Origin of the sequence: Streptomyces sp. NPDC053513 (assembly GCF_044544765.1) — a bacterium.
GTDB classification, from domain to species: Bacteria; Actinomycetota; Actinomycetes; order Streptomycetales; family Streptomycetaceae; genus Streptomyces; species Streptomyces litmocidini.
In genome coordinates, this window is sequence record NZ_JBITXP010000012.1 from 66,831 (window position 1) to 91,147 (window position 24,317).

The 24,317-nt window shown below is 73.0% G+C and carries 22 protein-coding genes; 14 read left to right on the top strand and 8 right to left on the bottom strand.

Translation table 11 applies throughout. From position 1 onward, the window contains the following. Window positions 1-2 precede the first annotated feature (2 nt). A complete protein-coding gene (locus tag ACIGW4_RS21765; protein WP_123459116.1) occupies window positions 3-533 on the top strand; it encodes a GNAT family N-acetyltransferase in 531 nt (176 codons plus the stop codon). On the opposite strand, the gene ACIGW4_RS21770 is transcribed toward ACIGW4_RS21765, so the two are convergent. Then, a complete protein-coding gene (locus ACIGW4_RS21770) occupies window positions 530-3,874 on the bottom strand; it encodes a S41 family peptidase (RefSeq protein WP_359587819.1) in 3,345 nt (1,114 codons plus the stop codon). The genes ACIGW4_RS21765 and ACIGW4_RS21770 overlap by 4 nt on opposite strands. 152 nt (window positions 3,875-4,026) lie before the next feature. Between ACIGW4_RS21770 and ACIGW4_RS21775 the strand changes: the two genes are divergently transcribed. Together ACIGW4_RS21775 and ACIGW4_RS21780 are read left to right on the top strand one after the other, a co-directional pair. Beyond that, the gene (locus tag ACIGW4_RS21775; RefSeq protein WP_123459118.1) at window positions 4,027-4,599 is read left to right on the top strand and encodes a TetR/AcrR family transcriptional regulator; all 573 of its coding nucleotides are present in this window, start codon (window positions 4,027-4,029) and stop codon (window positions 4,597-4,599) included. A gap of 95 nt (window positions 4,600-4,694) precedes the next feature. After that, window positions 4,695-6,920: an MMPL family transporter gene (locus ACIGW4_RS21780; RefSeq protein ID WP_399582376.1), complete on the top strand. Its 2,226-nt coding sequence runs from the start codon at window positions 4,695-4,697 to the stop codon at window positions 6,918-6,920. Window positions 6,921-6,942: 22 nt separating this feature from the next. Here ACIGW4_RS21780 and ACIGW4_RS21785 read toward each other — a convergent pair whose 3' ends face one another. After that, window positions 6,943-7,305: an SsgA family sporulation/cell division regulator gene (locus ACIGW4_RS21785; protein ID WP_123459120.1), complete on the bottom strand. Its 363-nt coding sequence runs from the start codon at window positions 7,303-7,305 to the stop codon at window positions 6,943-6,945. A gap of 167 nt (window positions 7,306-7,472) precedes the next feature. Between ACIGW4_RS21785 and ACIGW4_RS21790 the strand changes: the two genes are divergently transcribed. From ACIGW4_RS21790 to ACIGW4_RS21815, 6 genes are all read left to right on the top strand, one after another. Further along, a complete protein-coding gene (locus ACIGW4_RS21790; RefSeq protein WP_398712381.1) occupies window positions 7,473-8,504 on the top strand; it encodes an energy-coupling factor ABC transporter permease in 1,032 nt (343 codons plus the stop codon). A 1-nt stretch (window position 8,505) separates the two neighbouring features. Further along, the gene (cbiQ, locus tag ACIGW4_RS21795; protein WP_123459122.1) at window positions 8,506-9,267 is read left to right on the top strand and encodes a cobalt ECF transporter T component CbiQ; all 762 of its coding nucleotides are present in this window, start codon (window positions 8,506-8,508) and stop codon (window positions 9,265-9,267) included. After that, a complete protein-coding gene (locus ACIGW4_RS21800) occupies window positions 9,255-10,004 on the top strand; it encodes an energy-coupling factor ABC transporter ATP-binding protein (RefSeq protein WP_399582378.1) in 750 nt (249 codons plus the stop codon). Before cbiQ ends, ACIGW4_RS21800 begins: the two co-directional genes overlap by 13 nt. A 160-nt stretch (window positions 10,005-10,164) precedes the next feature. Then, window positions 10,165-10,671, top strand: coding sequence for a hypothetical protein (locus ACIGW4_RS21805; protein WP_399582381.1), 507 nt, complete (start codon window positions 10,165-10,167; stop codon window positions 10,669-10,671). A gap of 92 nt (window positions 10,672-10,763) precedes the next feature. Continuing rightward, complete coding sequence (locus ACIGW4_RS21810; protein WP_399582480.1) at window positions 10,764-11,933, top strand: serine hydrolase domain-containing protein; 1,170 nt, start codon at window positions 10,764-10,766, stop codon at window positions 11,931-11,933. A gap of 81 nt (window positions 11,934-12,014) precedes the next feature. Further along, a complete protein-coding gene (locus ACIGW4_RS21815) occupies window positions 12,015-12,506 on the top strand; it encodes a YbaK/EbsC family protein (protein ID WP_398712378.1) in 492 nt (163 codons plus the stop codon). 28 nt (window positions 12,507-12,534) lie between these two features. Here the strand turns inward: ACIGW4_RS21815 and ACIGW4_RS21820 are convergent, their stop codons facing one another. After that, entirely contained in the window at window positions 12,535-13,152 is a 618-nt protein-coding gene (locus tag ACIGW4_RS21820; RefSeq protein ID WP_399582384.1) for a LysE family translocator, read from the bottom strand. Between the two features lie 95 nt (window positions 13,153-13,247). Between ACIGW4_RS21820 and ACIGW4_RS21825 the strand changes: the two genes are divergently transcribed. Next, window positions 13,248-14,033 (top strand): SDR family NAD(P)-dependent oxidoreductase, encoded by a 786-nt coding sequence (locus ACIGW4_RS21825; protein ID WP_398712374.1) that lies wholly within the window; start codon window positions 13,248-13,250, stop codon window positions 14,031-14,033. Between the two features lie 200 nt (window positions 14,034-14,233). Here ACIGW4_RS21825 and ACIGW4_RS21830 read toward each other — a convergent pair whose 3' ends face one another. The 5 genes from ACIGW4_RS21830 to ACIGW4_RS21850 all read right to left on the bottom strand — a co-directional run bounded on the left by ACIGW4_RS21830 (window position 14,234) and on the right by ACIGW4_RS21850 (window position 20,536). Beyond that, window positions 14,234-15,085, bottom strand: a complete 852-nt coding sequence (locus ACIGW4_RS21830; protein ID WP_398712372.1) for an EamA family transporter — start codon at window positions 15,083-15,085, stop codon at window positions 14,234-14,236. After that, window positions 15,082-15,570 (bottom strand): YbaK/EbsC family protein, encoded by a 489-nt coding sequence (locus ACIGW4_RS21835; protein ID WP_123459130.1) that lies wholly within the window; start codon window positions 15,568-15,570, stop codon window positions 15,082-15,084. Before ACIGW4_RS21835 ends, ACIGW4_RS21830 begins: the two co-directional genes overlap by 4 nt. Before the next feature lie 56 nt (window positions 15,571-15,626). Next, complete coding sequence (locus ACIGW4_RS21840) at window positions 15,627-17,261, bottom strand: penicillin-binding transpeptidase domain-containing protein (RefSeq protein ID WP_399582388.1); 1,635 nt, start codon at window positions 17,259-17,261, stop codon at window positions 15,627-15,629. A 96-nt stretch (window positions 17,262-17,357) separates the two neighbouring features. Beyond that, the gene (locus ACIGW4_RS21845) at window positions 17,358-18,683 is read right to left on the bottom strand and encodes a tachylectin-related carbohydrate-binding protein (RefSeq protein WP_399582391.1); all 1,326 of its coding nucleotides are present in this window, start codon (window positions 18,681-18,683) and stop codon (window positions 17,358-17,360) included. Window positions 18,684-18,781: 98 nt separating this feature from the next. Next, on the bottom strand, window positions 18,782-20,536 hold the full coding sequence (locus ACIGW4_RS21850; RefSeq protein WP_399582392.1) for a dolichyl-phosphate-mannose--protein mannosyltransferase: 1,755 nt from the start codon (window positions 20,534-20,536) through the stop codon (window positions 18,782-18,784). Window positions 20,537-20,588: 52 nt separating this feature from the next. On the opposite strand from ACIGW4_RS21850, the gene rsmI reads away from it, so the two are divergent. The 4 genes from rsmI (at window position 20,589) to ACIGW4_RS21870 (ending at window position 24,294) form a co-directional block, all read left to right on the top strand. After that, on the top strand, window positions 20,589-21,476 hold the full coding sequence (gene rsmI / locus ACIGW4_RS21855; RefSeq protein WP_185094944.1) for a 16S rRNA (cytidine(1402)-2'-O)-methyltransferase: 888 nt from the start codon (window positions 20,589-20,591) through the stop codon (window positions 21,474-21,476). Between the two features lie 138 nt (window positions 21,477-21,614). Further along, on the top strand, window positions 21,615-22,034 hold the full coding sequence (locus ACIGW4_RS21860; RefSeq protein ID WP_123459135.1) for a hypothetical protein: 420 nt from the start codon (window positions 21,615-21,617) through the stop codon (window positions 22,032-22,034). A 40-nt stretch (window positions 22,035-22,074) separates the two neighbouring features. Then, window positions 22,075-22,944 carry a TatD family hydrolase gene (locus ACIGW4_RS21865; RefSeq protein WP_399582395.1) on the top strand — a complete coding sequence of 290 codons (870 nt, stop codon included), beginning with the start codon at window positions 22,075-22,077 and terminating at the stop codon, window positions 22,942-22,944. A gap of 72 nt (window positions 22,945-23,016) precedes the next feature. Next, complete coding sequence (locus ACIGW4_RS21870) at window positions 23,017-24,294, top strand: ubiquitin-like domain-containing protein (RefSeq protein WP_399582397.1); 1,278 nt, start codon at window positions 23,017-23,019, stop codon at window positions 24,292-24,294. The last annotated feature ends 23 nt before the right edge of the window (window positions 24,295-24,317 follow it).

Here is a 24,317-nt window from a genome sequence, read left to right on the forward strand (position 1 = left end):
CCATGGCCGTACTTGAGCGTCTCCGACCCGACCACGCGCCCGCGCTCCTCGCCTTCGAGCGGGAGAACCGGGCGTACTTCGCCGCGTCCGTGCCCGACCGGGGGGACGCGTACTTCTCCGACTTCGCGGAGCGGCACCGGGCGCTGCTCGACGAGCAGGAGACCGGGACGATCCACTTCCATGTGCTGGTGGGGGAGGAGGGGGAGATCCTCGGGCGGTTCAACCTGATCGACGTCGCCGACGGGGGTGCCGAGCTGGGCTACCGGGTGGCCGAGCGGGCGACCGGGCGCGGGGTGGCGACGGCCGGGGTGCGGGAGCTGTGCCGGCTGGCCCGGGAGGAGTACGGGCTGAGCCGGCTGACCGCCGTCACGACCCTCGACAACGCGGGGTCGAGGGCCGTGCTCGGGCGGGTCGGCTTCGGGGCCGTGGGGAGCGTGACGCTGGACGGGCGGGTCGGCACCGCGTACGAACTGGACCTGGCGACCGTCCAGGACGGCCGCGGTGGCGGTTTCGGGCGGGAGCGGTCCGTCTAGGACGGCCGCGGCGGCAGTTTCGGGCGGGAGCGGTCCGGGAGGGACTCGTAGCCCGGGGGGCTCGCCGCCGGGGTCTCGTCCAGGAGGGCGAGGGCGACGTGGACCGCGTCGTCGAGCTGGGCGTGCCGGCCCTCGGCCCAGTCGAGGGGGGTGCGCAGGATCGCGAGGTCGGGTTCGACGCCGTGGTTCTCCAGGGACCAGCCGTACTCGGGGAACCAGGCCGCGTTCATCGGCACCGTGATCTGGGTGCCGTCGCCGAGCCGGTGGCGGCCGGTCATTCCGACGACGCCGCCCCAGGTGCGCTGTCCGACGACGGGGCCGAGGCCGAGGAGCTTGAAGGCCGCGGTGATCATGTCACCGTCGGAGGAGGTGGCCTCGTCGGCGAGGGCGACGACGGGGCCGCGCGGGGCGTTGGAGGCGTACGACACGGGCTGGGCGTTCCTCGTGAGGTCCCAGCCGAGGATCCGGCGGGTCAGTTTCTCGATGACGAGTTCGCTGATGTTGCCGCCGGCGTTCCCGCGGACGTCGACGATGAGGGCGGGCCGGGAGACCTCCATGCGCAGGTCGCGGTTGAACTGGGCCCAGCCGGAGCCGCCCATGTCGGGGATGTGGAGGTAGCCGCAGCGGCCGCCGCTGACCTCGTGGACGACCGCGCGGCGTTTGGCGACCCAGTCCTGGTAGCGCAGGGGCCGCTCGTCGATGAGCGGGACGACGGCGACGCGGCGGGCGCGGCCCTCGCCCTCGGCGGGGGTGAAGGTGAGCTCGACGGTGGTGCCGCCGGTGCCGGAGAGCAGGGGGTAGGGGCCGGTGACCGGGTCGACGGGCCGGCCGTCGACGTGGGTGAGGACGGCGCCCTCGCGGATGCCGGTGCCGGCGAGCGGGGAGCGGGCCTTGGAGTCGGAGGACTCGCCGGGCAGGATGCGTTTGACCGTCCAACCGGCTTCCCGGGGGACGAGGTTGGCGCCGAGGAGGCCCATGGGCCGCTGGTAGTGCGGTGGTCCCTCGTTGCGGCGGGCGGGGGTGACGTACGCGTGCGAGGTGCCGAGTTCGCCCATCACCTCGCGGAGCAGGTCGGCGAACTCGTCGGGGGAGGCGACCCGTTCGACGAGGGGCCGGTACTGGTCGAGGACGGCCGTCCAGTCGACGCCGCCCATGTCGGGCTCCCAGAAGTAGGCGCGGACGATCCGGCCGGCCTCGTCGAAGGCCTGCCGCCATTCGGCGCCGGGGTCGATCTCGTGCAGGATGCGCCGCAGGTCCAGGTAGACGGTGGAGTCGCCGTCCCCGGGCTCGGTGGCGGGCACGGCCCGCAGTTCGCCCTCGTCGGCGACGACGAGCCGGGTGCCGTCGCCGCTGACCGCGAACCAGTCGAGGTCCTTGGCGAGTTCGCTCCTGCGGGCCTTGGTGATGGAGAAGTGCTCCAGGGTGGGCTTGCCGGAGGTGTCGGCGGGGTTGGCGAAGGTCTCGCCGAGCGCGCCCGAGATGGGCCAGCGCAGCCAGACCAGTCCGCCGCCGCTGACCGGGTGCAGCGCCGAGTACTTGGAGGCGGCGACCGGGAAGGGCGTGACCCGCTCGGGGAGGCCCTCGATCTCCACGGTGACCGTGCCGTCGGCGGACTCGGTGTCGTCGTCGGCGGGGTCGAGGCCGCCGGCCGCCGGGCGCCCGTCGGGGAGGAGGGCGAAGGGGGAGGGCGTGGCGGAGGAGAGCGGGACGAGGTAGGGGCGGCAGCCGAGCGGGAAGGACAGGTCGCCGGTGTGCACGTCGTACACCGGGTCGAAGCCGCGCCAGGAGAGGAAGGCGAGGTAGCGGCCGTCGCGGGTGAAGACCGGGTTCTCGTCCTCGAAGCGCCCGTTGGTGACGTCGACGACGGTGCGGGGGCCGGGGCCGGAGATCCGGGCCATCTTGATGGAGCGCAGGGAGCGGCCGATGCCCGGGTGGGACCAGGTCAGCCAGTCGCCGTCGGGGGAGAAGGCGAGGTCGCGGACGGGACCGTTGACGGACCTGATGAGTTCGGTGACCTCGCCGTCGGAGTCCTCCGTCCCCGCGGAGTCCTCCGTCCCCTCGGCGGCAGCCGCTTCCTCGGACACGGTCAGGAGGAGGAGACGGCCGTCGTGGGTGGCGATCGCGAGCCGCTCGCCGTCCGGGTCGGAGACCATCTCCTCGACCCGGCCGAGGTCGCCCGAGGCGAGCCTGCGGGGCGGCCGGTCGCCGCTGGCGCGCGGGAGGTAGGCGACCTCGACGGCGTCCTCGCCCTCGGCGTCGGTGACGTACGCGACCTGGCCGCCGCTGCCGAGCATCTCGGGGAGCCGGACGCGGACGCCGGGGGTGTCGACGATGGTGCGGGCGGGGCCGTCGCGGTGGGTGAGCCAGTAGAGGCTGCCGCGCACGGAGACGGCGGAGGCCCGGCCGGTCTCGTCGACGGAGACCGCGTCGACGTGGTGGGCGGCCGGCACCTGGTAGGAGCGGCGGCCGACGCGCTGGCCGCCGAGCCGCACCTCCAGCTTGCGGGGGCGGGAGTCGGCGGTGAGGGCGTCGACGATCCACAGTTCGCCCGCGCACTGGTAGACGACCCGGTGTCCGTCGCTGGAGGCGTGCCGGGCGTAGAAGTCGTCGTGGTCGGTGTGGCGGCGCAGGTCGGTGCCGTCGGGCAGGCAGGAGTAGAGGTTGCCGATGCCCTCGTGGTCGGAGAGGAAGGCGATCCGGCCCTCGACGACCATGGGGGCGTCGAGGTGGCCGCCGATGTCGGGCAGCAGCCGTTCCCCGTGGAGCCAGAGGCGGCCGGTGGCGCCGCCCAGGTACCGCTTCCAGGAGGCCGGTTCGTGCGGCGGCTTGCCGGTGAGGAGGAGGGTGCGGCGCTCGGTTCCGGTGCCGCAGACGGCGGGGTCGTCGGTGAGGACGATGTCCGAGACGGGGCCCCAGGGCTGGCGGAGGCCGGGGGAGCCGTCGGTGGGGACGGTGTAGGCCCAGGAGTAGTACGAGAAGGGCTGCCCGTGCGAGGAGACGGCGAGGATGTCGGAGCGGCCGTCCTTGTCGGGGGGCGTCCAGCCGCAGACCCGGGTGTCGGTGGAGCCCCAGTAGGTGAGGCGCCGGGCGGTGCCGCCGTCTATGGGGACGAGGTGGATCTCGGGGTCGAGGCTGCGCCAGTTCGTGTACGCGATGTGCCGTCCGTCCGGCGAGAAGCGCGGGTGGCCGACCCGCGTCCGGTCGACGGTGAGGCGCCAGGCCCGGCCGGGGCGGCGGCCCTCGGGGACGAGCGGGGCGATCCACAGGTCGTCCTCGGCGGCGAAGCACAGCAGGTCGTCGTGGAGGTGCGGAAAACGGAGATACGCGACGTCGTCACTCACCTCCCCATGCTTTCCGCGCTGAGGGGGTGAGGCAACTCGTACGCCAGTTCCGCCGGGTGTGGCCCAGGACACGTACGAAACGGTTTCGTTTCGCTGGGGGGCGGGGTATCTTCGTACTGTACGAAACCGTTTCGTTCGGCCCGGAGGTTCGCATGGCCCGCAGCAGGCTCACCCCAGAACGTGAGTCCGAGCTGTACGCGGCCGTGCTCGAACTCCTCCGCGAGGTCGGCTACGACGCCCTCACCATGGACGCCGTCGCCGCCCGCACGCACTCCAGCAAGGCCACCCTCTACCGCCAGTGGGGGAGCAAGCCCGAGCTGGTCGCCCGGGCGCTGCGCGCGAACAAGCCGGTCGACATCACCGAGATCGACACCGGCTCGCTCCGTGGCGACATCCAGGAGATGCTCGCCCACACCGACGACTGCCAGATGGACAAGGACGCCGCGCTGATGCGGGGTCTGGCCCATGCCGTCCACACCAACCCCGAACTGCACCGGGCGCTGCGCGAGCTGCTCATCGAACCCGAGATGAACGGCCTCGACGAGGTGCTGCGCCGAGCGGTCCGCAGGGGCGAGGTGGACGCCGACAACCCGGCGCTCAGACTCGTCCCCCACATGCTGATCGGTGCGTTCATCGCCCGGCCGCTGATCGAGGACCAGCCGGTCGACCGCGCCTTCCTCAGCGCCTACTTCGACGCCGTGGTGCTCCCCTCACTCGGCGCCTGATCCCGCTCCACCCCCGCTCCACCTGACGACGAACCGCTCACGCCGTCGGGCCGGCTCCCCATGCCCTGTCCCATCCACACCGGGAGTACGCCCCCGTGGCCACGTTCCTCTACAAGCTGGGCCGCACCGCCTTCCGGCGCCGACGGCTCGTCGCCCTCCTCTGGGTGGCGCTCCTCGCGCTCGCCGGCGTCGGTGCCGCCACCGCGTCCACACCCACCTCCAGCTCCTTCTCGATACCCGGCACCGAGGCCCAGCGCGCCTTCGACCTGCTCGAAGAGCGCTTCCCGGGCGCCGGGGCCGACGGGGCCACCGCCCGCGTCGTCTTCAAGGCCCCCGAGGGCGAGAAGATGACCGACCCGGCCCACAAGGCCGTCGTCGAGGAGACCGTCGCCGCACTCAAGTCGGGCTCCGACCAGATCGTCCAGGTCACCGACCCGTACACCGCGCACGCCGTCTCCCAGAACGGCTCCACCGCCTACGTCTCGGTCTCCTACAAGGTCAACGGGATGGAGCTGACCGACGAGACCCGCGAGGCCCTCAAGGACGCCGGGCACGGCGCCCAGGGCAAGGGGCTGACCGTCGAGATCGGCGGCGACGCCCTCCAGACCATGCCCGAGCAGGGCGCGAGCGAGGCCATCGGCATCGTCCTCGCGGGCATCGTGCTCGTCGTCACCTTCGGCTCGCTGGTCGCGGCCGGGCTCCCGCTGCTCACCGCGATCATCGGCGTCGGCATCGGCGTCTCGTCGATCACCGCGCTCGCGAACGTCCTGGACCTCGGCACCACCACCTCCACGCTCGCGTCGATGATCGGCCTCGCCGTCGGCATCGACTACGCCCTCTTCATCGTCTCCCGCTACCGCGCGGAGCTCGCCGAGGGCCGTACGAAGGAGGACGCCGCCGGACGCGCGGTCGGCACGGCCGGCTCCGCCGTCGTCTTCGCCGGACTCACCGTCGTCATCGCCCTGGTGGGCCTGGCCGTCGTCAACATCCCGATGCTGACGAAGATGGGCTTCGCCGCCGCCGGCACGGTCGTGATCGCGGTCCTCATCGCGCTCACCCTCATCCCCGCGCTGCTCGGCTTCGCCGGCGACAAGGTCCTCGGCCGCAAGCAGCGCAAGGCCGCGAAGGGCGTCGAGGGCGCGGAAGGCGTCGAGGGCGCGAAGGGCGTCGAGGGCGCGAAGGGCGGCCACGACGGCAAGGGAGGCAAGCCCAACGGCGGCACCCGCTGGGCCCGCTTCGTCATCCGCCGCCCGCTGATGGTGCTGATCGTCGGCGTCCTCGGCCTCGGCGCGATCGCCGTGCCCGCCGCCTCCCTCCAGATGGGCCTGCCGGACGACGGCGTGAAGCCCACCTCCACCACCGAGCGCCGGGCGTACGACGCGCTGTCCGACGGCTTCGGCCCCGGCTTCAACGGCCCGCTGCTCGTCGTCGTGGACGGCGACAAGGCGACCGCCGACCGTACGGTCTCCACGATCAAGGGCCTCGACGGCTGGGCGGCGGTCACCCCGGCGACGCCGAACAAGGCCGGCGACGCCGCGATGATCACCGTGGTCCCGAAGGACCGGCCGTCCTCGACCGCCACCGAGAACCTGGTCCACGACATCCGCGACGCCACCGGCGACGACGTCCTCGTCACCGGCGCCACCGCGATGAACATCGACTTCTCGCAGAAGATGAACGACGCGCTCGTGCCGTACCTGGCGCTCGTCGTCGGCCTGGCCTTCGTGCTCCTGACCCTCGTCTTCCGCTCGGTCCTCGTCCCCCTGAAGGCGGCCCTCGGCTTCCTGCTCTCGGTGGTCGCGGCCCTCGGCGCGGTCGTCGCGGTCTTCCAGTGGGGCTGGCTCGGCGGGCTCTTCGGCGTCGAGCAGACCGGCCCGATCATGTCGATGATGCCGATCTTCATGGTGGGCGTCGTCTTCGGTCTCGCGATGGACTACGAGGTCTTCCTCGTCACCCGGATGCGCGAGGCGTACGTGCACGGCCAGCGGCCCGGCGAGGCGATCGTGACCGGCTTCCGGCACAGCGCCCGGGTGGTCACCGCCGCCGCGGTGATCATGATCGCGGTCTTCTCCGGCTTCATCGGCATGGACGACCAGATGGTCAAGATGATCGGCTTCGGCCTGGCCGCCGCCGTCCTCTTCGACGCCTTCGTGGTCCGCATGGCGATCGTCCCGGCCGTCCTGGCGCTCCTCGGCCGCAAGGCCTGGTGGCTGCCGAAGTGGCTGGACCGGATCCTGCCGAACGTGGACGTGGAGGGCGAGGGCCTCGCCGAGTCCGCGGGCGCGCCCGGCGCCGCGAAGCCGGACCTCGTGAAGGTCTGACGCCCGCCCGCTCCGTACGCCGTCAGTGCGTCGTCATCGACGACGTGCCGGCGGCGTACGTGTGCTTGAGGAAGCGCGTCAGGGCGTTGGTGTCGAACTGCACGACCGTGACCCCGTCGTCCTGGTGGAGTTCCACGACCGTCTGCACCCGGCCGCAGGGCCAGACGCCGATGTCGCCGCGGCGGGTCGGGGTGCGCATCCCCGTCTCCAGGACGGCGCGCGGGAAGGACCACTCGACGGCGTCCGGGAAGACGAAGCGGACGGTCCCCGGGGAGTGGTCGGGGTCGTAGCGCAGGGCCACGGGGACGGGGCGGGAGAGGGGGGCGTCGCTGATGATCCGTCCCTTGGCATGGTCGTCGATCACGTGTTCGTCTACGGCGGCCATGGTGACTCCTCACCTTTTGTCCTCTTGTCTACCAATGTCCCACTCCTTCCCGACAGGCGCACGGCGCATGCGCGGAGGACGGGGAGTGTGGGCGGGCTCACGCGCCGGAGTTCTGTGACCGATGCGCTCTTGCAAGCCCTTCGCAAGAGCGCTCTATCATTTCGAACGTGCATGTACCTGACGGATTCATCAACGCCCCCGTATCGGCCGCCGCCGGTGTCGTCGCCGCCGGCGCCGTCGCCGCCGGCCTCCGCGGAGCCCGCCGCGAACTGGACGAGCGGACCGCGCCCCTCGCCGGGCTCGTCGCCGCCTTCATCTTCGCCGTGCAGATGCTGAACTTCCCCGTCGCGGCCGGCACCAGCGGCCACCTCCTCGGCGGCGCGCTCGCGGCGATCCTCGTCGGGCCCTGGACGGGCGTCCTGTGCATCGCCGTCGTCCTGCTCATGCAGGGCATCCTCTTCGCCGACGGCGGCCTCACCGCCCTCGGCGTGAACATCACGGTCATGGGCGTCGTCACCGTCGTCGTCGCCTACGCCCTCTTCCGCGGCCTGGTCCTCGTCCTGCCGCGCACCCGCCGCTCGGTGACCGTGGCCTCGTTCGCCGCCGCGCTCGTCTCCGTACCGGCCGCGGCCACCGCCTTCACCCTCATCTACGCGATCGGCGGCACCACCGACGTCCCCGTCTCCAAGGTCCTCACGGCCATGGTCGGCGTGCACGTCCTCATCGGCATCGGCGAGGCCGTCATCACCATGCTGACCGTCGCCGCCGTCGTCGCCGTCCGCCCCGACCTGGTGTACGGCGCCCGCGGCCTGACCGCGCCGCTCAAGCTCCGCGTCGACGGCGAGCTCGTCGACGCCGCCCCCGCCGCCGCCCCGGCGCCCGCCCCGGCGGGCTCCCCGAAGAAGCTGTGGATCGGCGGCGTCGTCACCGCCCTCGTCCTCGCCGGCTTCGTCTCCTTCTACGCCTCCGCCAGCCCCGACGGCCTGGAGAAGGTCGCCGCCGACCAGGGCATCGACAAGAACGTCGAGGAGCACGCCGCCGCGGACTCCCCGCTCGCCGACTACGGCGTCAAGGGCATCGAGGCGCCCCGCCTCTCCGGCGGCCTCGCCGGCGCGATCGGCGTCGGCGCCACCCTCGCCGTCGGCACCGGCGCCTTCTGGGTCGTCCGCCGCCGCAAGACCGCCGCCGCGGAGGCCTGACATGGGAGCGGGGCACGCGCACAAGCTCTACCGGCACGGGCACTCGCCCGTGCACGGGCTGCCCCCGCACACCAAGCTCGCCGCCGTCCTCGGCTTCGTCGTGATCGTCGTCTCGACGCCCCGCGAGGCCGTCTGGGCCTTCGGCCTCTACGCCGCGCTCCTCGCGGCCGTCGCGGCCGTCGCCCGGATCCCGGCCGGCTTCCTGCTCAAGCGGCTGCTCATCGAGATCCCGTTCGTCGCCTTCGCGCTGCTCATGCCCTTCGTGGTCCCCGGCGAGCGGACGGAGGTCCTCGGGGTGTCGCTGAGCGTCCCCGGACTGTGGGGCGCCTGGAACGTCCTCGCCAAGGGCACCCTCGGCGTCGCCGCCTCCGTCCTCCTCGCCTCCACCACCGAACTGCGGGCCCTGGTCCTCGGCCTCCAGCGCCTCAAGCTGCCGCCGCTGCTCGTCCAGATCGCCTCGTTCATGATCCGGTACGGCGACGTCATCACCGACGAGATGCGCCGCATGTCCGTCGCCCGCCGCTCGCGCGGCTTCGAGGCGAAGGGCGTCCGCCACTGGGGCGTCCTCGCCAAGTCCGCCGGCGCGCTCTTCATCCGCTCGTACGAGCGCGGCGAACGCGTCCACCTCGCCATGGTCAGCCGCGGCTACACCGGCACCATGCCGGTCATCGACGAGGCGACCGCCACCCGCGCCCAGTGGGCGCGGGCCGCCGCCCTGCCGCTCTCGGCACTCCTGATCTGCCTCCTGGGATGGACCCTGTGACACCTTCTCTCGAGGTCTCCGGCCTCGCGTACGCCTACCCCGACGGCCACCAGGCCCTCTTCGGCGTGGACCTGACCGTGGGACGCGGCGAACGGGTCGCGCTCCTCGGCCCCAACGGCGCCGGCAAGACCACCCTCGTCCTCCACCTCAACGGCATCCTCACCGGCGGCGCGGGCACCGTCACCGTCGCCGGACTGCCCGTCGGCAAGAAGCACATGGCGGAGATCCGCCGCAGGGTCGGCATCGTCTTCCAGGACCCCGACGACCAGCTGTTCATGCCGACCGTCCGCGAGGACGTGGCCTTCGGCCCGGCGGCGGCCGGCGTCCGGGGCGCCGAGCTGGAAGCCGTCGTCCTGCGCGTCCTGGAGAGGGTCGGGATGGCGGAGTTCGCCGACCGGCCCCCGCACCACCTCTCCTTCGGGCAGCGCCGCCGGGTCGCCGTCGCGACCGTCCTCGCCATGGAGCCCGAGATCCTCGTCCTCGACGAGCCGTCCTCCAACCTGGACCCGGCCTCGCGCCGCGAGCTCGCCGACATCCTCCGGACGCTCGACGTCACCGTCCTGATGGTCACCCACGACCTGCCGTACGCCCTGGAGCTCTGCCCGCGCTCGGTGATCCTCAGCGAGGGCGTCATCGCCGCCGACGGGCCGACCGCCGGGATCCTCGCCGACGAGGAGCTGATGGCCCGGCACCGCCTGGAGCTGCCGTTCGGCTTCGTGCCGAGCTCCGTCGCCTGAGCCGAGAGCCCCACGGTTTTGGTCCGACCGGCTGGATGTGCCGGTGGGTCGTGCCGGGACGCTCCGTGCGGTGGTGGGGCCGAGGTTATGAAGGGAATCGAACGGAATTGGATGAGAGTTCGCCATCCGGTCATTCCCGAACACCAACCCCAGGAGTCGCATGATGCGCCCCATCAGAGCGGCCTGCCTCGGCACGGCCACCGCCCTCGTCACCCTCCTCGCCTGTGCCCCTGTCGCGGGCGCCGCCGCGACGGACACCGGTTCCGCCCACGCCGGGGGCAAAGCCCGGACCATCACGCTCCGGGCCGTGGTGCAGGAGCTGCACCGCTTCCCCGTCCTCGAAGGCAGCGTCTCGCAGGGCGATCGGGTCGTCGCCCGCTCGGACCTCTCGTACTTCTCGGACGAGGCGCACACCAAGATCGGCGAGAGCCACGTCACCTGCACCACCACCCGGGGCGGCGACGACGAAGCGGAGCAGTGCGTCGCCACCTACGTCCTCCCGGACGGTGAGCTCGCCGTGCAGGGGATGTACTTCAACTACCTCGACCAGGGACCCTTCGACAACGCGATCACCGGCGGCACCGGGAAGTACGACAAGGCCCGTGGCTGGGTCCACTCCGAGCCGGCCGGACCGGGCGTGAGGCGCTTCACGATCCACCTCGTCTGACCGCCCCCGGCGTCCGCCTGACCCCGGAATCCGGCCGTCCCTCCTCACGTTGCACCATGGGAGCCGGTCGTACGAGAGAGAGTGTGGGTCAGGTGGACGTCCAGGGCACGGTGGCGGCGGGCTGGGAGCCCGTCAGGGACGCGTTCCTGCGCAACTTCGAACAGCGGGGCGAGCGCGGCGCGGCCGTCACGGTCCACCACGACGGCGAGAAGGTCGTCGACCTCTGGGCGGGCACGCGCGACGCCGACGGCACGGACCCGTGGACCGCCGACACCGCCCAGGTCGTCCGCTCGGCCACCAAGGGCGTCGCCGCCGCCGTCCCCCTCCTGCTGCACCAGCGCGGACTGCTCGACCTGGACGCCCCCGTCGCCACGTACTGGCCCGACTTCAAGGCCCACGGCAAGGACCGGGTGACCGTACGGCAGCTCCTCGCGCACCGGGCGGGCGTCCCGGTCCTCGACCGGCCCCTCACCCTCGCCGAGGCGGTCGACCTGGAGACCGCGACCGGGGCGATAGCCGCCCAGGCCCCCGTCTGGGAGCCCGGCACCGCCCACGGCTACCACGCCCACACCTTCAGCTGGCTGCTCTCCGGCCTGGTCCACCGGGTCACCGGCCGTACCATCGGCCGCTGGGCCGCCGACGAGATCACCGGCCCCCTCGGCCTCGACCTGTGGATCGGCCTGCCCGACGCCGAGACCCACCGCGTCGGCCGGCTCGGCCCCGTCGAGGAGATCGACCCGCCGGGAAGCGGCGCGCTCAGGCTCCGCCCCAAGCGCTCCGTCACCGAGGCCTACCAGGACCCGGACTCCCTCACCCGGCGCGCCTTCGGGGTCATCGACCCCAAGCCCGACGAGAACGACCCGGTCTACCGGGCCGCCGAACTCCCCGGCTCGGCCGGCGTCGCCACCGCCCGCGCCCTCTCCCGCTTCTACGCGGCCACCCTCGGCCCCGTCGACGGCACCGAGCGCCTCTTCGCCCCGGCGACGCTCACCCTGGCCCGTACGGAGGAGTCCGCGGGCCCCGACCAGGTCCTCCTCGTCGGCACGCGCTTCGGCCTCGGCCACATGCTGCACGGCCCGGCCTCCCCGCTCCTCGGCCCGTCCTCCTTCGGCCACCCCGGCCGCGGCGGCTCCCTCGGCTTCGCCGACCCGGAGTCGGGGATCGCCTTCGGGTACGTCACCAACGGCATGCGCAAGACGGTCACGGCCGACCCGCGCGCCCAGGCGCTGGTGCGCGCGGTCCGCTCGGCGACGGAGGCCTGAGGCCGACGGCGCTCCGGGGCCGCCCCGGCGAGTAGGGTCGACGGGCCGAGACGTACACAAGTCACCAGGGGAGCACGGCGGATGGACTCCATGCACGACACGTACGAGAAGCTGATCGCCCTGCTCGACGAACGCGGCGCCGCCTACCGGGTGATCGAGCACGCCCCCGAGGGCGCCACCGAGGCGGTCAGCGCGCTGCGGGGCCACGACCCCGCGCGGGCCGCCAAGTGCATCATCGCCATGGTGAAGATCGGCAAGAAGGAGAAGCGGTTCGCGCTGGTCGTCGTCCCCGGCGACCGGCGCGTCGACCTCGCGGCGGTGAAGGCGCTGTACGGCGGCACCTACGTCTCCTTCGCCTCCCCGGAGATCGCCGAGGAACTCGCGGGCTCCCCGAGCGGCACCATCCTCCCCTTCGCCCTCGACGAGCGCCTCGAACTCCTCGTCGACCCGGCCCTGTTGGAGAACCCTGAGTTCTTCTTCAACGCCGCCCGGCTCGACCGCTCGCTCGCCCTCTCCACCGAGGACTACCGGGCGATCGCCGAGCCGCGCGTCGAGCGGGTCTCCACGGACTGAAGGCGACCGCCCGCGGCCCGACCCGGCGTCAGGCCATGGCGGGCGTCAGCGCCAGCGCCATCCCGAGCCCGACGAGCACGGTCCCGATGACCTTGTTGAGCACGCCCTGCCGCCGCAACAGCCGCGTCCGCAGGGCGGAGTTGGAGAAGAGGACGGCGGCCAGCCCGAACCACACCAGATGGGCGAACGACATGAACAGGCCGTAGCCGACCTGCTGGAAGACCGGGGTGTCGGCGCTGACGACCTGCGTGTACGTGCTCAGCACGAAGAGCATCGTCTTCGGGTTGAGCGCGTTGGTCAGGAACCCGGTGCGCAGCGCCCCGGCCTTGGACACACCCGCCTCGCCCGACAGGTCCACGTCCACCTGGGACGCGGCGACGAAGGTCTTGTACCCGATGTACACCAGGTAGGCGGCGCCGATCAGCTTCATCGCCGTGAACAGCGCCGGCGTACGGGACACGAGCAGGCCCACGCCCAGCATCGTGTACGTGACGTGGACGAGCACGCCGAGGGCGATCCCGACCGCCGCGAGGGCGCCCGCCGTCCGCCCGTACAGATAGCTGTTGCGGACGGTCATGGCGAAGTCCGCGCCAGGGCTGATGACAGCCAGAACAGTGATGACCGCCACGGCTATGAGCTGACCCATTTCCCCGTCTTCTCGTTCAGGTGACCCGGGACTTGCGACGTTAGGTGATCACGGGGCCGTTGCGGGAGGGTTTCCCGGGATGCTGGGATCGGCCCATGGATCTCAGGGAGCGTTTCGAGGGGTACGCGGTACTGATCACGGGCGCGGGGCGCGGCATCGGAGCCGCCACCGCCCGGCGGCTCGCGGCGGAGGGAGCACGGGTCCTCGTCACCGACGTCGACGAGGAGGCGGCGCGGGCGACGGCGTCGGAGATCCCGGGGGCGGTGCCGCTGCGCTGCGACGTGGCGGACCGGGCCTCGGTCGACGCGGCCGTCGCGCACGCGGTGAAGGCCTTCGGCCGCCTCGACGTCCTCGTCAACAACGCCCTCGCCCCCGTCACCCCCGACCGGGACTTCTTCGAGGACGAGCCCGACGAGGGCTGGACCGGCCAGCTGGACGTCACGCTGATGGGCGCCGTCCGCTGCTCCCGGGCGGCCATGCCGCACCTCGCGGCGGCCGGCGGGCGCGGGGCGATCGTCACGATCGGCTCGGTCAACGCGGAGGCGGACTTCGGCGGCCACGCGTACAGCGCGGCGAAGGCGGCCCTGGCCTCCCTCACCCGCACCCTGGCGGGCGACGCGGCACCGCGCGGGGTGCGGGTCAACCAGATCAACCCGGGCACGATCGCGACCACGGCCTGGTCGGGCCGGGAAGCCGACCTCACGGCCCTGGCCACCCGCGTCTACCCCCTGGGCCGGGTCGGCACCCCGGAGGACGTGGCGGCGGCGGTGGCCTTCCTGGCCTCCGCGGACGCCTCCTGGATCACGGGCACGACCCTCCGCGTCGACGGCGGCCTGCTGGCGGTGAACACGCACTTCGGGGAGGTGCTGGGCGAGCGGTGACCCCGCGGGCGTCTTGCCGGCCGGGCCGGACCAGGACGCGGTGCCAGGCGCCGCGGACCCGGCCCGACCGGGCAGGACACCCCCTGAGGCGCCGCCGCGCGGAAGAGGGCCAGGAGGGCCGGGCAGGGCGGGGCGGGGAACGCCCCGGCCGGCCGACAGGGCGGAGACCCTGACGTCCTCGTCGGCGTCCGGACCGGGGCTCACCCCGCGTGCAGCATCAGGCCGATCCCCACCACCATCAGGCCCGCCGCCGCGACCCTCGGGGCGCCGAAGCGTTCCTTGAAGAAGAGGGCGCCGATGGCCGCGCCCACGATGATGGAGGACTCGCGCAGGGCGGCGATCGGGGCCAGCGGGGCCTTCGTCTGGGCCCACAGGACGAGGGCGTACGCCCCCACCGAGAGGGCCGCGCCGAGCAGGCCCCGGGCCGCGTACGGGCGGAGCTGGGGGAGGAGCGCCGCGCGGCGGGTCCACAGGGCGTACGCCGGGATCGCCAGGCCCTCCAGGACCATCAGCCACGCGATGTAGCCGAGCGGGGTGCCGGAGGCGCGGACGCCGACGCCGTCCACGACCGTGTAGAGGGCGATCGACAGGCCCGTCGTGCCCGCCGCGAGCAGCGCGGGCCAGTGCGGGCGGCCCCCACCGCCCCGGATGCCCCACAGGGCGAGGCCCGTCAGGCCCGCGCAGGCCACCGCCACCCCGAGCAACTGCCAGCCGTCCGGCACCTCGTGGACGAAGACCGCCGCGAGGACGGTCACGACCAGCGGGGCCGTCCCGCGCGCGATCGGATACATCTGGCCGAAGTCGCCGAGGCTGAACGAGCGCATCAGCAGGGCGTAGTAGCCGATGTGGAGGAGCGCGGAGGCGAGCAGGTACGGCCAGGCCCCCGCCGCCGGCAGCGGCACGAAGCAGGCCACGGCCATGCCGATCAGCGCCCCGCCGCCGGAGATCAGCGCGAAGGAGAGCAGCTGGTCCTTGATGCCGTGCGCGATCGCGTTCCAGCCGGCGTGCGTGACGGCCGCGACGAGGACCGCGAGCGTGACGAGCGGTGTCACGCGGAGGGCTCGCGGACGTCCACCAGGGTGCCGCCGGCGTGCGTGACCAGCGCCTTCGGGTCCATCGCGAAGACCGTGTGCGGGGTGCCCGCCGCCGCCCACACCACCGGGTGGTCGAGGACGCCCCGGTCGGCGAGGACCCGCGTCCTGGTGCGGTGCCCGAACGGCGGCACGCCACCGATCGCGTACCCCGTCGTCTCCCGGACCGCCTTCGCGTCCGCCCGGGTCACCTCCTCCGCGCCCAGCTCCTGCCGCACCCGCTCGACGTCCACCCGTGACGCGCCGTCCATCAGGACGAGGACCGGCACCCCGTCGGCCGCGAAGACCAGCGACTTCACGATCTCCGCGACCTCGCAGCCGATGGCGTCGGCGGCCTGCCGCGCGGTGCGGGTCTCGTCCGGGAAGCGCCGGATCTCGACGTCGAGCCCCAGCTCCCGGAGGGCGGCGGCGAACTGGGGGTGGGCATCGGCGTGTGACGTCGTCATGGCCCGCACGCTAGCGGTCGCCGTACGGGTCGTGCGACCGGGTTGTGGGGACCTCATCAGCCCGCGTTCAACACCTGCGCGACCACCGGGCCGGCCGCCGTCGCGCCGTGGCCGGCGCTCTCCACGAAGGCCGCCGCGGCGAGGTCGTCCGCGAACGCCGTGAACCAGCTGTCCGACGTCTCCTGGCCGTCGACCTCCGCCGAACCGGTCTTGGCGCCCTTGTCGCCGCGCACCGAAGCCATCGGGCCGACCGCCGTGCCGTAGCCCGCCGTCGCCGTGGTGCGCATCATGTCGCGCAGCTGCCGGGCCACCGACGACGGCAGCTTCCGCTCGGCCTCGGCGAAGGGCCGGTCGTCCAGGTCCGCCGCGACCAGGTACGGCTGCCGGAACCGTCCGTCCTTCGCGGTCGCGGTGATCGAGGCCATGTTCAGCGGGTTCATCTGCACCGTGCCCTGGCCTATGTACTGCGCGGCCGCCTCGCCCCCCGTCGCCTCGGGGACCGAGCCGTCGAACGAGGCGATGCCGGTCTTCCATTCGAGGCCGATGCCGAAGACCTCCCTGGCCTCCTTGCCCAGCGCGGAATCGTCGCCGACATCGTCGATCTTCTTGATGAAGGCGGTGTTGCAGGAGCGGGCGAAGCTCTCGCCGAAGGTCGCGTCGTTCAGCGAGAAGCCCTTCAGGTTCTCGATGGTCCGGCCGTAGTACATGGCGTTCGGCGGGCACTCGGCGACCTGGTCCGCCTTGACCAGGCCCTTCTCCAGGAGCAGCGCGGCGGTGACGATCTTCATCGTGGAGCCGGGCATCTTCTGGCCCTGGAACGCCGCGTTGAAGCCGTTCGCCGGGCTGTTGGCGACCGCCCGCACGGCCCCCGTCGACGGCTGGACCGCGACCACCGACGCCCTGTCGTACCGCTTCACCGCCTTCTCCGCCGCCGCCTGCACCCCCGCGTCGATCGTCGTCCTCAGCGTCCCCGGCTTCCCCTTCCGCAGGACGAGGAGCGGCGTGTCGGCGACGGTCCCGCCGCCCGATTCGATCCACGTCTCGACGCCCGTGGTGCCGTCGACCTTCGTCCCGTACCGCCGGCGCAGCTGGTCCAGGACCGGCCCGAGCGACGGGTACTTCTCCGCCGTCAGTTCCACGCCGTTCCGGTCGACGGCCTTCACGGGCGCGGTCTTCGCGACGCCCGTCCGCAGGGTCCCGGCCGCCGTCAGCTTCGGGTGCAGCACGGTCGGCTGCCACTTCACCAGCGGCCGGCCGGTGGTCAGCCCCCGCACCACGGTCAGCTCGGAGGCGTACGACCAGTCCTTGGACACGTCCTCGTAGGTGACCGTCGCCCTCACGGTGAACGGCACCCTCGTCCCGACGGGCGTTCCCGGCGTGATGACCGCCTTGGAGACGCCCGCGCCCTCCCGGTAGGCGGCCACCGCGGACCCGGCCGTGACCGGGTCGTTCGTCAGCTGGGCCGCCCGCTCCGGCTCCCCGGCGGCCCAGGCGGCCAGGAAGTCCTTCGCGGTCGTCGTGACCTCGTCGGCGCTGAGGGGCCCCGTCTTCGGTGCGTCACCGGCCTTGGCGCCCACGGAGGTCTCGCCGCCCGTGATCCCGTTCCAGAGGTTGTAGCCCCCGTATCCGACGCCGCCCGCCACGACGGCGAACACGCCCCCGACGATCGCGACCTTGGCCCCACTGCGCATGACTGCGCCTCCCCTCCCCAGGTGGACCCACGAGTGAATCAGCGGCCGTCGGGGCGTGTCGAGTCACTTCCGCCACATCTGTCAGACGTGGACCGCTCAGAACATCAGGTCGTAGGTGTTCCAGCCGCCGCCGACGAGGGAGCGGGAGGAGCCGGGGACGAGGCCGGACAGAGGGGTGCGCACGCCCTGGTAGAGCCAGAGCCTGCCGTCCCTGTCCCGTGCGACGAGGTCGGGGTTCTCGTCACGTCCGAGTTCGGCGGCGCCCGTGATCGCCGTGTACGCGTTCCACCCGCCGCCGACGCGCTGGCGCTGCTGGAAGGGCGGGGCGGGATAGGAGCCCCAGTGGTTGTACTTCCACAGCGCGCCGTCCTTGTCACGGGCCAGGGCCCCGTCGCGGGCGCCCGACATGGTCAGGGCGGTGTAGGCGTTCCAGCCGCCGCCCACCCGCTGCCGCGGTCCGTACAGCGTGTTGTACTCCCCCTTGTAGCGCCACAGCACGCCGTCCTTGTCCCGGGCGACCAGACTGCCGTCCCCGGCGCCGACGAGGGCCGTGTAGGTGTTCCAGCCGCCGCCGACCCGCTGCCGCGGTGCGAAGGGGGCGTCGGGCTTGCCGGTGCCCCGGTAGTACCAGAGGACACCCGCCCTGTCCCGGGCGACGAGGTCGCCCCGGCCGTCCGCCGTGGGGCTCGTGAGCGGGACGACGGCGGTGTAGGCGTTCCAGCCGCCGCCGACGCGCTTGCGCGTCGCGAACGGCCGGGAGACGTCACCGGTGCCCTCGTACCGCCACAGCACGCCGTCCCTGTCCCGCGCGTGCAGGGCGCCGCGCCGGCTCGCGGGGGGCGTCCCGGGGACGAAGTCGAGGCCGAGCGTGCCGCCGGCCACGATCGCGCCCGTGTCGTCCTTCAGCCCGACCGAGGCGTCCAGGCGGCCCAGGACGGCCGCGGTCCGGTCGGCGTCCAGGGTGACGGTGTAGGTGAGGGTCTCGGCGGCCGGCACCGCGGGAAGGTCGAGGGAGGGGCTGGTGGGCGGATCGTTCAGCTCGGGCGGGAAGTAGGGCATGTGCCACGCGCACTCCCCGTACGAGACGCCGTTGACCGAGCAGGTGGAGCGGATCACGTCCGCGCTCACCGGCGAACTGCCCGCCTCGCCCTCCTTCAGCCAGGTGTCCAGGTGGAAGGTCGCGGTCACCGGTCCCTTGACCCCCGCCGGCAGCGTGGCCGTGAACCGCAGCATCACCGGCCCCTCCTCGCCCGCCGGAACGGTCAGCCGGCCGCCCTCCTGAACGACCGTGCCGACCTCGGCGGCCGTCCCGGCGGCCACCGCCGCCGGGGACGCGGCGAACGCCGCGGGCCCCCCGAACGTCACCGGCGCCAGGGCGGCGACCAACGCCGCCGCCACCACGGCCGTACGCACCCGTGTCACGTGAACCTCCTCGCCCCCCGGAAGCGCCCTCGCGCTTCCCCGTGCACCCGTTCGACACGGCGAGGTGACAAAAGGTTGTACTGCACCCGGACGTCGGGCTACACCCAGGTGTCGAGCCAGATCCGCGCCCGCCACTGGTCCATCGGAATGGGGGTGCCGGTGTAGAGGGGCCAGAAGTAGATGAAATTCCAGACGATGAGCAGGACGAGACATCCCGCCGCCACCGCGCCGAATGTCCGGCGTCTTTCCGATGAACCGCGGGGGCCGATGAGCGCCCCCAGCATCATGGTCACCGCCAGGCACAGGAAAGGAACGAAGACCACCGCGTAGAAAAGGAAGATGGTGCGTTCCTGGTAAAGGAACCAGGGCAGCCAGCCGGCCGCGATGCCGCAGGCGATCGCGCCCGCGCGCCAGTCGCGGCGGAAGGCCCAGCGCCACAGGACGTACAGGATCGCGAAGCAGGCCGCCCACCACAGGAGCGGGGTGCCGAGGGCCAGGACCTCCTGGGCGCACTTCTCGGTCGCGGTCGCCGGGCAGCCGTTCGTGCCGGGGGCGGGGGACTCGTAGAAGTACGAGACGGGGCGGCCGAGGACGATCCAGGACCAGGGATTCGACTGGTAGGTGTGCGGCGAGGTGAGGCCGACGTGGAAGGTGTACACCTCGGACTCGTAGTGCCAGAGGCTGCGCAGCCAGTCCGGGAGCCAGCCCCAGGTGCCGCCGCCGAACTCCTTGTCGTGGTCCTCGGCCCAGTGGCGGAAGTAGCCCTTGTCACTGACCAGCCAGCCCGTCCAGGTCGCCAGGTACGTCGCGATCGCCACCGGCACCACCGACACGAACGCCGGCAGCAGGTCCTTCCTGATCACGGAGGCGTACGGGCGGACCGCGCCCGCCGTGCGCCGGGCGCCCACGTCCCACAGCACCGTCAGGAGACCGAAGCCGACCATCACGTACAGGCCGTTCCACTTGGTCGCCGCCGCGAGGCCGAGGGACACGCCGGCCGCGAGCCGCCACGGCCGCCAGCCCAGGCGCAGGGTCTCCGCGACCTCCGCGTCGGGCCGCAGCACCCCCTCCTCGTCCTCCGGCAGCGCCGCCGCGAGCCGCGCCCGCGTCCGGTCCCGGTCGAGGAGCAGGCAGCCGAAGGCGGCGAGCACGAAGAACATCAGCACCTGGTCGAGGAGCGCGGTGCGGCTCATCACGAAGTGCAGTCCGTCGACGGCGAGCAGCAGGCCCGCCAGACAGCCGAGGAACGTCGAGCGGAAGAGGCGCCGGCCGATCCGGCACAGCATCAGCACGGAGAGCGTGCCGAGCAGCGCCACCATGAAGCGCCAGCCGAAGGGCTCGAAGCCGAAGAGCTTCTCGCCGACGCCGATCACCCATTTGCCCATCGGCGGGTGGACGACGTACCCCGGATCGGTCGGGATCAGGACCGACCCCGGGTCCTTCAGGATCGTCTTGTCGATGTCCTTCGGCCAGGCCCCCTCGTACCCCTGGTTGATCAGGGCCCAGGAGTCCTTGGCGTAGTACGTCTCGTCGAATATCACCGCGTGCGGCTTGCCCAGGTTCCAGAACCGCAGCAGGCCCGCCACCGCCGTGACCAGCAGCGGACCGCCCCAGGCGAGGAGCCGCCACAGGCGCTCGGCGGGGCCGGGGCCGATGCCGAGGAGCGACCACGTCCGGGCGGAGGGCCGGGTGTACGGGGGGACGAGCCGTTCGCGCAGCCCGATGGGCGCGGTGTCCGGGGCCGGCGGCACGTAGCCGAACCGCCGCAGCCTCCGCTGCCAGGAAGAGGGCTCTGCCACGGGCGCCGCCATGGGGTGCTGGCCCTCCAGGGCCTCGGGTGCGGTACTGGTCACCGCGCCATCGTAGGGAACGCGCCTGTGCGAGTCGCCTGTCCGGGCTGGGAGGATGTTCCGTGTGACAGGAACGCTGGTACTCGCAGGGACCCCCATCGGTGACATCGCGGACGCCCCGCCCCGGCTCGCCACCGAACTGGAGAGCGCGGACATCGTGGCCGCCGAGGACACCCGGAGGCTGCGCGGCCTCACCCGGGCGCTCGGCATCCACACCACGGGCCGGGTCGTCTCGTACTTCGAGGGCAACGAGTCCGCCCGTACGCCCGAGCTGGTCGAGGCACTGGTCGGCGGCGCGCGGGTGCTGCTGGTGACCGACGCGGGCATGCCGTCCGTCTCGGACCCCGGCTACCGGCTCGTCGCCGCCGCCGTCGAGCAGGACATCAAGGTGACGGCCGTGCCCGGCCCGTCCGCCGTGCTCACCGCGCTCGCCCTCTCCGGCCTCCCCGTGGACCGCTTCTGCTTCGAGGGCTTCCTGCCCAGGAAGGCCGGCGAGCGCCTCGGACGGCTGCGCGAGGTCGCGGACGAGCGGCGGACCCTCGTCTACTTCGAGGCCCCGCACCGGCTCGACGACACCCTCGCCGCGATGGCCGAGGTCTTCGGCGCCGAGCGCCGGGCCGCCGTCTGCCGCGAGCTGACCAAGACGTACGAGGAGGTCAAGCGCGGCCCGCTGGCCGAGCTCGCCGCCTGGGCCGCCGAGGGCGTACGGGGCGAGATCACCGTCGTCGTCGAGGGCGCCCCGGAGACCGGGCCCGCCGAGCTCGACGCGGAGGAACTGGTGCGCAGGGTGCGGGTGCGCGAGGAGGCGGGGGAGCGCCGCAAGGAGGCGATCGCCGCCGTCGCGGCCGAGGCGGGACTTCCCAAGCGGGAGGTGTTCGATGCCGTGGTCGCGGCAAAGAATGCGGACGCATCAGGCCCCGGAAAGGGTAAAGGACTAACCTGAAAGGCAAAGCCGAAACCGGCGCCGGGACTCTTCCTAGGGCGCTTGGCAAGGGAAGGACCAAAAGCCTTCCATGGTTCCTCCCCCGCTGATGCGCTCCGGCCCGAAAAGGCGTCCACTGATCAGTGGAGAGGAGCTGGCATGAGCGAGATCACCGGCACCGGCATATCCGTCGCCCATGAGGCGTACGCCTTCGCCTGCATGCGCTGCGGATACGGCTGGGAGCAGGCGTACGACATCGAGCACCACGTCGACGCCGCCGGACAGGAATTCGTCGTCTACAAGGCCGACGGAGAGCGGGTACCGTCCCCGCTGTCCAGCCCCACCTGCATGAACTGCGGCGGCCACGTCGTCCGCATCATGCGCGCGGGGCAGGTGTCGTCGGTACTCGACCTGGTCGCCGCGACCGAGAAGCACCAGCACGGGGCGCGGGCGACGAAGCCCGTCTCGCCGGCCGGACCCATCGGCCAGGAGCTGACCGAGGACGCTCCCGAGAAGCCGCCGGTGCCGCACCACTGGCACCTGTCGGACCTCTTCCACCCCTTCCGGCGTCACCAGTAGGCCACGCGGAGGCACTCGTGGTCCTCGTACGATCGAGGCCATGAGTGCCAAGGACGCCCCGCCGCCGCTGCCCGAACCGCTCCTCGTGGAGGTCGCGGACTCGCACACCCACATGGACCTGCAGTCCGGGACCGTCGAGGAGGCCCTGACCAAGGCCGCCGCCGTCGGCGTGACCACGGTCGTCCAGGTCGGCTGCGACGTGAAGGGCTCGCAGTGGGCCGCCGAGACGGCCGCCGCCCACGAGAACGTGCACGCGGCCGTCGCCCTGCACCCCAACGAGGCCCCCAGGATCGTCCTCGGGGATCCCGACGGCTGGTCCCGCCAGGGCGCCCGTCAGGGCGGCGGCGACGCGGCCCTCGACGACGCCCTGAACGAGATCGACCGGCTCGCCGCCCTGCCGCACGTCCGGGGGGTCGGCGAGACCGGCCTCGACTTCTTCCGTACGGGGCCCGAGGGCATCGCCGCGCAGGAGCGTTCCTTCCGCGCCCACATCGAGATCGCCAAGCGGCACGGCAAGACCCTCGTCATCCACGACCGGGAGGCCCACACCGACGTGCTGCGCGTCCTGGACGAGGAGGGCGCCCCCGAGCGGACCGTCTTCCACTGCTACTCCGGCGACGCCGCCATGGCCGAGATCTGCGCCGCCAAGGGCTACTACATGTCCTTCGCCGGCAACGTCACCTTCAAGAACGCCCAGTACCTGCGGGACGCCCTCGCGGTCGCCCCGCTGGAGCTGGTCCTCGTCGAGACCGACGCCCCCTTCCTCACCCCCGCGCCCTTCCGGGGCCGCCCGAACGCCCCGTACCTGATCCCGGTCACCGTCCGGGCCATGGCGGAGGTCCGGGGCACGGGGGAGAACGAGCTGGCCGGGGCGATCGCCGCGAACACGGCCCGCGCCTTCGATTACTGATGCATAACAGTTACGTGGAGTAGTCGGGTCGTCGTGGAGCGTGACCGGCGCCGGGGCTAGGGTCCCGGCCTCGTGAGCACTTCCCAGGGCAGTCACCGAGCCGGACGGCGGGCGGCGGGCGCCGCCCTGCCCCTGCACGAGCAGCCGACCATGGCGGCGCCCCTCGTCGTCCCCGCCGCCCCCGGCACCGTCCCCGGGCAGGCCTCCCGGGCCGGGGCACGACGCGCCGCCCGCCGCCGCAAGACCTCCGGCGGGGCCGGCGAGGGCCTGCGGAAGCTCGTCCCGCAGGCCCTCGTCGTCGCCTTCCTGGCCGGCGGCACCAGCGCCTTCGTCGCCGACGACAAGGCCGTCGAACTCACCGTCGACGGCGTCCCGCGCACCCTCCACACCTTCGCCGACGACGTCGCCGAACTCCTCGCCGACGAGGGCGTCGCCGTCGGCGAGCACGACATCGTCGCCCCCGGCCCCCACCAGGCCCTGGCCGACGGCGACGACGTCGTCGTCCGCTACGGGCGGCCGGTCTCCCTCACCGTCGACGGACACCGCCGCCAGGTGTGGACGACCGCAGGGACCGTCGAGGGGGCGCTGCGCCAGCTCGGCGTCCGCGCCGAGGGCGCCCACCTCTCGGCCTCCCGGGGCGCCGTGATCTCCCGCCAGGGCCTCGCCCTCGACGTCCGCACCGAGCGGGCCGTCACCTTCCTGGCCGACGGGCGCGAGCGGACCGTCCGCACGAACGCCGCCACCGTCCGGGAGGCCCTCGCCGAGGCCGGGATCACGCTCTCCGGCCAGGACACCACCTCCGTGCCGGCCGGCTCCTTCCCCCGCGACGGCCAGACCGTGAACGTGCTGCGCATCACCGGCTCCCGGCAGGTGCGGGAGGAGTCGATCCCGTACGCCGTCGAGCGGGTCCGCGACCCGCGGCTCTTCGCCGGCACCGAGGTCGTCGAACGGCAGGGCGCCCCGGGCGTCCGCCGCGTCACGTACAGCCTGCGCACGGTCAACGGCGTCCGGCAGCGGCCCCGCAGGACCGGCGAGGAGATCGTCCGCGAGCCCGTCAGCCGCAAGGTGCGGATCGGCACCCGGCCGCTGCCCGCCTCCGTCGCCGGCGCCGACGGCCTCGACTGGAGCGCGCTCGCCGCCTGCGAGTCCGGCGGCCGCCCGAACGCGGTCGACCCCTCGGGGACGTACGGCGGGCTCTACCAGTTCGACCCCGGCACCTGGCACGCCCTCGGCGGCACCGGCACCGCCCAGAACGCGCCCGCCGCCGAGCAGACCTTCCGCGCGAAGAAGCTGTACGTGCAGCGGGGCGCGAGCCCCTGGCCCCACTGCGGCCGCCGGCTGTACCGATGAGCGCGAGGCCGGACCCGCGGGCC

What these genes read in the sequence shown, in the direction of transcription:
- ACIGW4_RS21825 (WP_398712374.1), top strand. Translation starts at nt 13,248, where the DNA reads ATGGATCTCAGGGAGCGTTTCGAGGGGTACGCGGTACTGATCACGGGC.
- rsmI (WP_185094944.1), top strand. Translation starts at nt 20,589, where the DNA reads ATGTTCCGTGTGACAGGAACGCTGGTACTCGCAGGGACCCCCATCGGT.
- ACIGW4_RS21765 (WP_123459116.1), top strand. Translation starts at nt 3, where the DNA reads ATGGCCGTACTTGAGCGTCTCCGACCCGACCACGCGCCCGCGCTCCTC.
- ACIGW4_RS21775 (WP_123459118.1), top strand. Translation starts at nt 4,027, where the DNA reads ATGGCCCGCAGCAGGCTCACCCCAGAACGTGAGTCCGAGCTGTACGCG.
- ACIGW4_RS21860 (WP_123459135.1), top strand. Translation starts at nt 21,615, where the DNA reads ATGAGCGAGATCACCGGCACCGGCATATCCGTCGCCCATGAGGCGTAC.
- cbiQ (WP_123459122.1), top strand. Translation starts at nt 8,506, where the DNA reads ATGGGAGCGGGGCACGCGCACAAGCTCTACCGGCACGGGCACTCGCCC.
- ACIGW4_RS21815 (WP_398712378.1), top strand. Translation starts at nt 12,015, where the DNA reads ATGGACTCCATGCACGACACGTACGAGAAGCTGATCGCCCTGCTCGAC.
- ACIGW4_RS21840 (WP_399582388.1), bottom strand. Translation starts at nt 17,261, where the DNA reads ATGCGCAGTGGGGCCAAGGTCGCGATCGTCGGGGGCGTGTTCGCCGTC.
- ACIGW4_RS21800 (WP_399582378.1), top strand. Translation starts at nt 9,255, where the DNA reads ATGGACCCTGTGACACCTTCTCTCGAGGTCTCCGGCCTCGCGTACGCC.
- ACIGW4_RS21820 (WP_399582384.1), bottom strand. Translation starts at nt 13,152, where the DNA reads ATGGGTCAGCTCATAGCCGTGGCGGTCATCACTGTTCTGGCTGTCATC.
- ACIGW4_RS21865 (WP_399582395.1), top strand. Translation starts at nt 22,075, where the DNA reads ATGAGTGCCAAGGACGCCCCGCCGCCGCTGCCCGAACCGCTCCTCGTG.
- ACIGW4_RS21785 (WP_123459120.1), bottom strand. Translation starts at nt 7,305, where the DNA reads ATGGCCGCCGTAGACGAACACGTGATCGACGACCATGCCAAGGGACGG.
- ACIGW4_RS21805 (WP_399582381.1), top strand. Translation starts at nt 10,165, where the DNA reads ATGATGCGCCCCATCAGAGCGGCCTGCCTCGGCACGGCCACCGCCCTC.
- ACIGW4_RS21835 (WP_123459130.1), bottom strand. Translation starts at nt 15,570, where the DNA reads ATGACGACGTCACACGCCGATGCCCACCCCCAGTTCGCCGCCGCCCTC.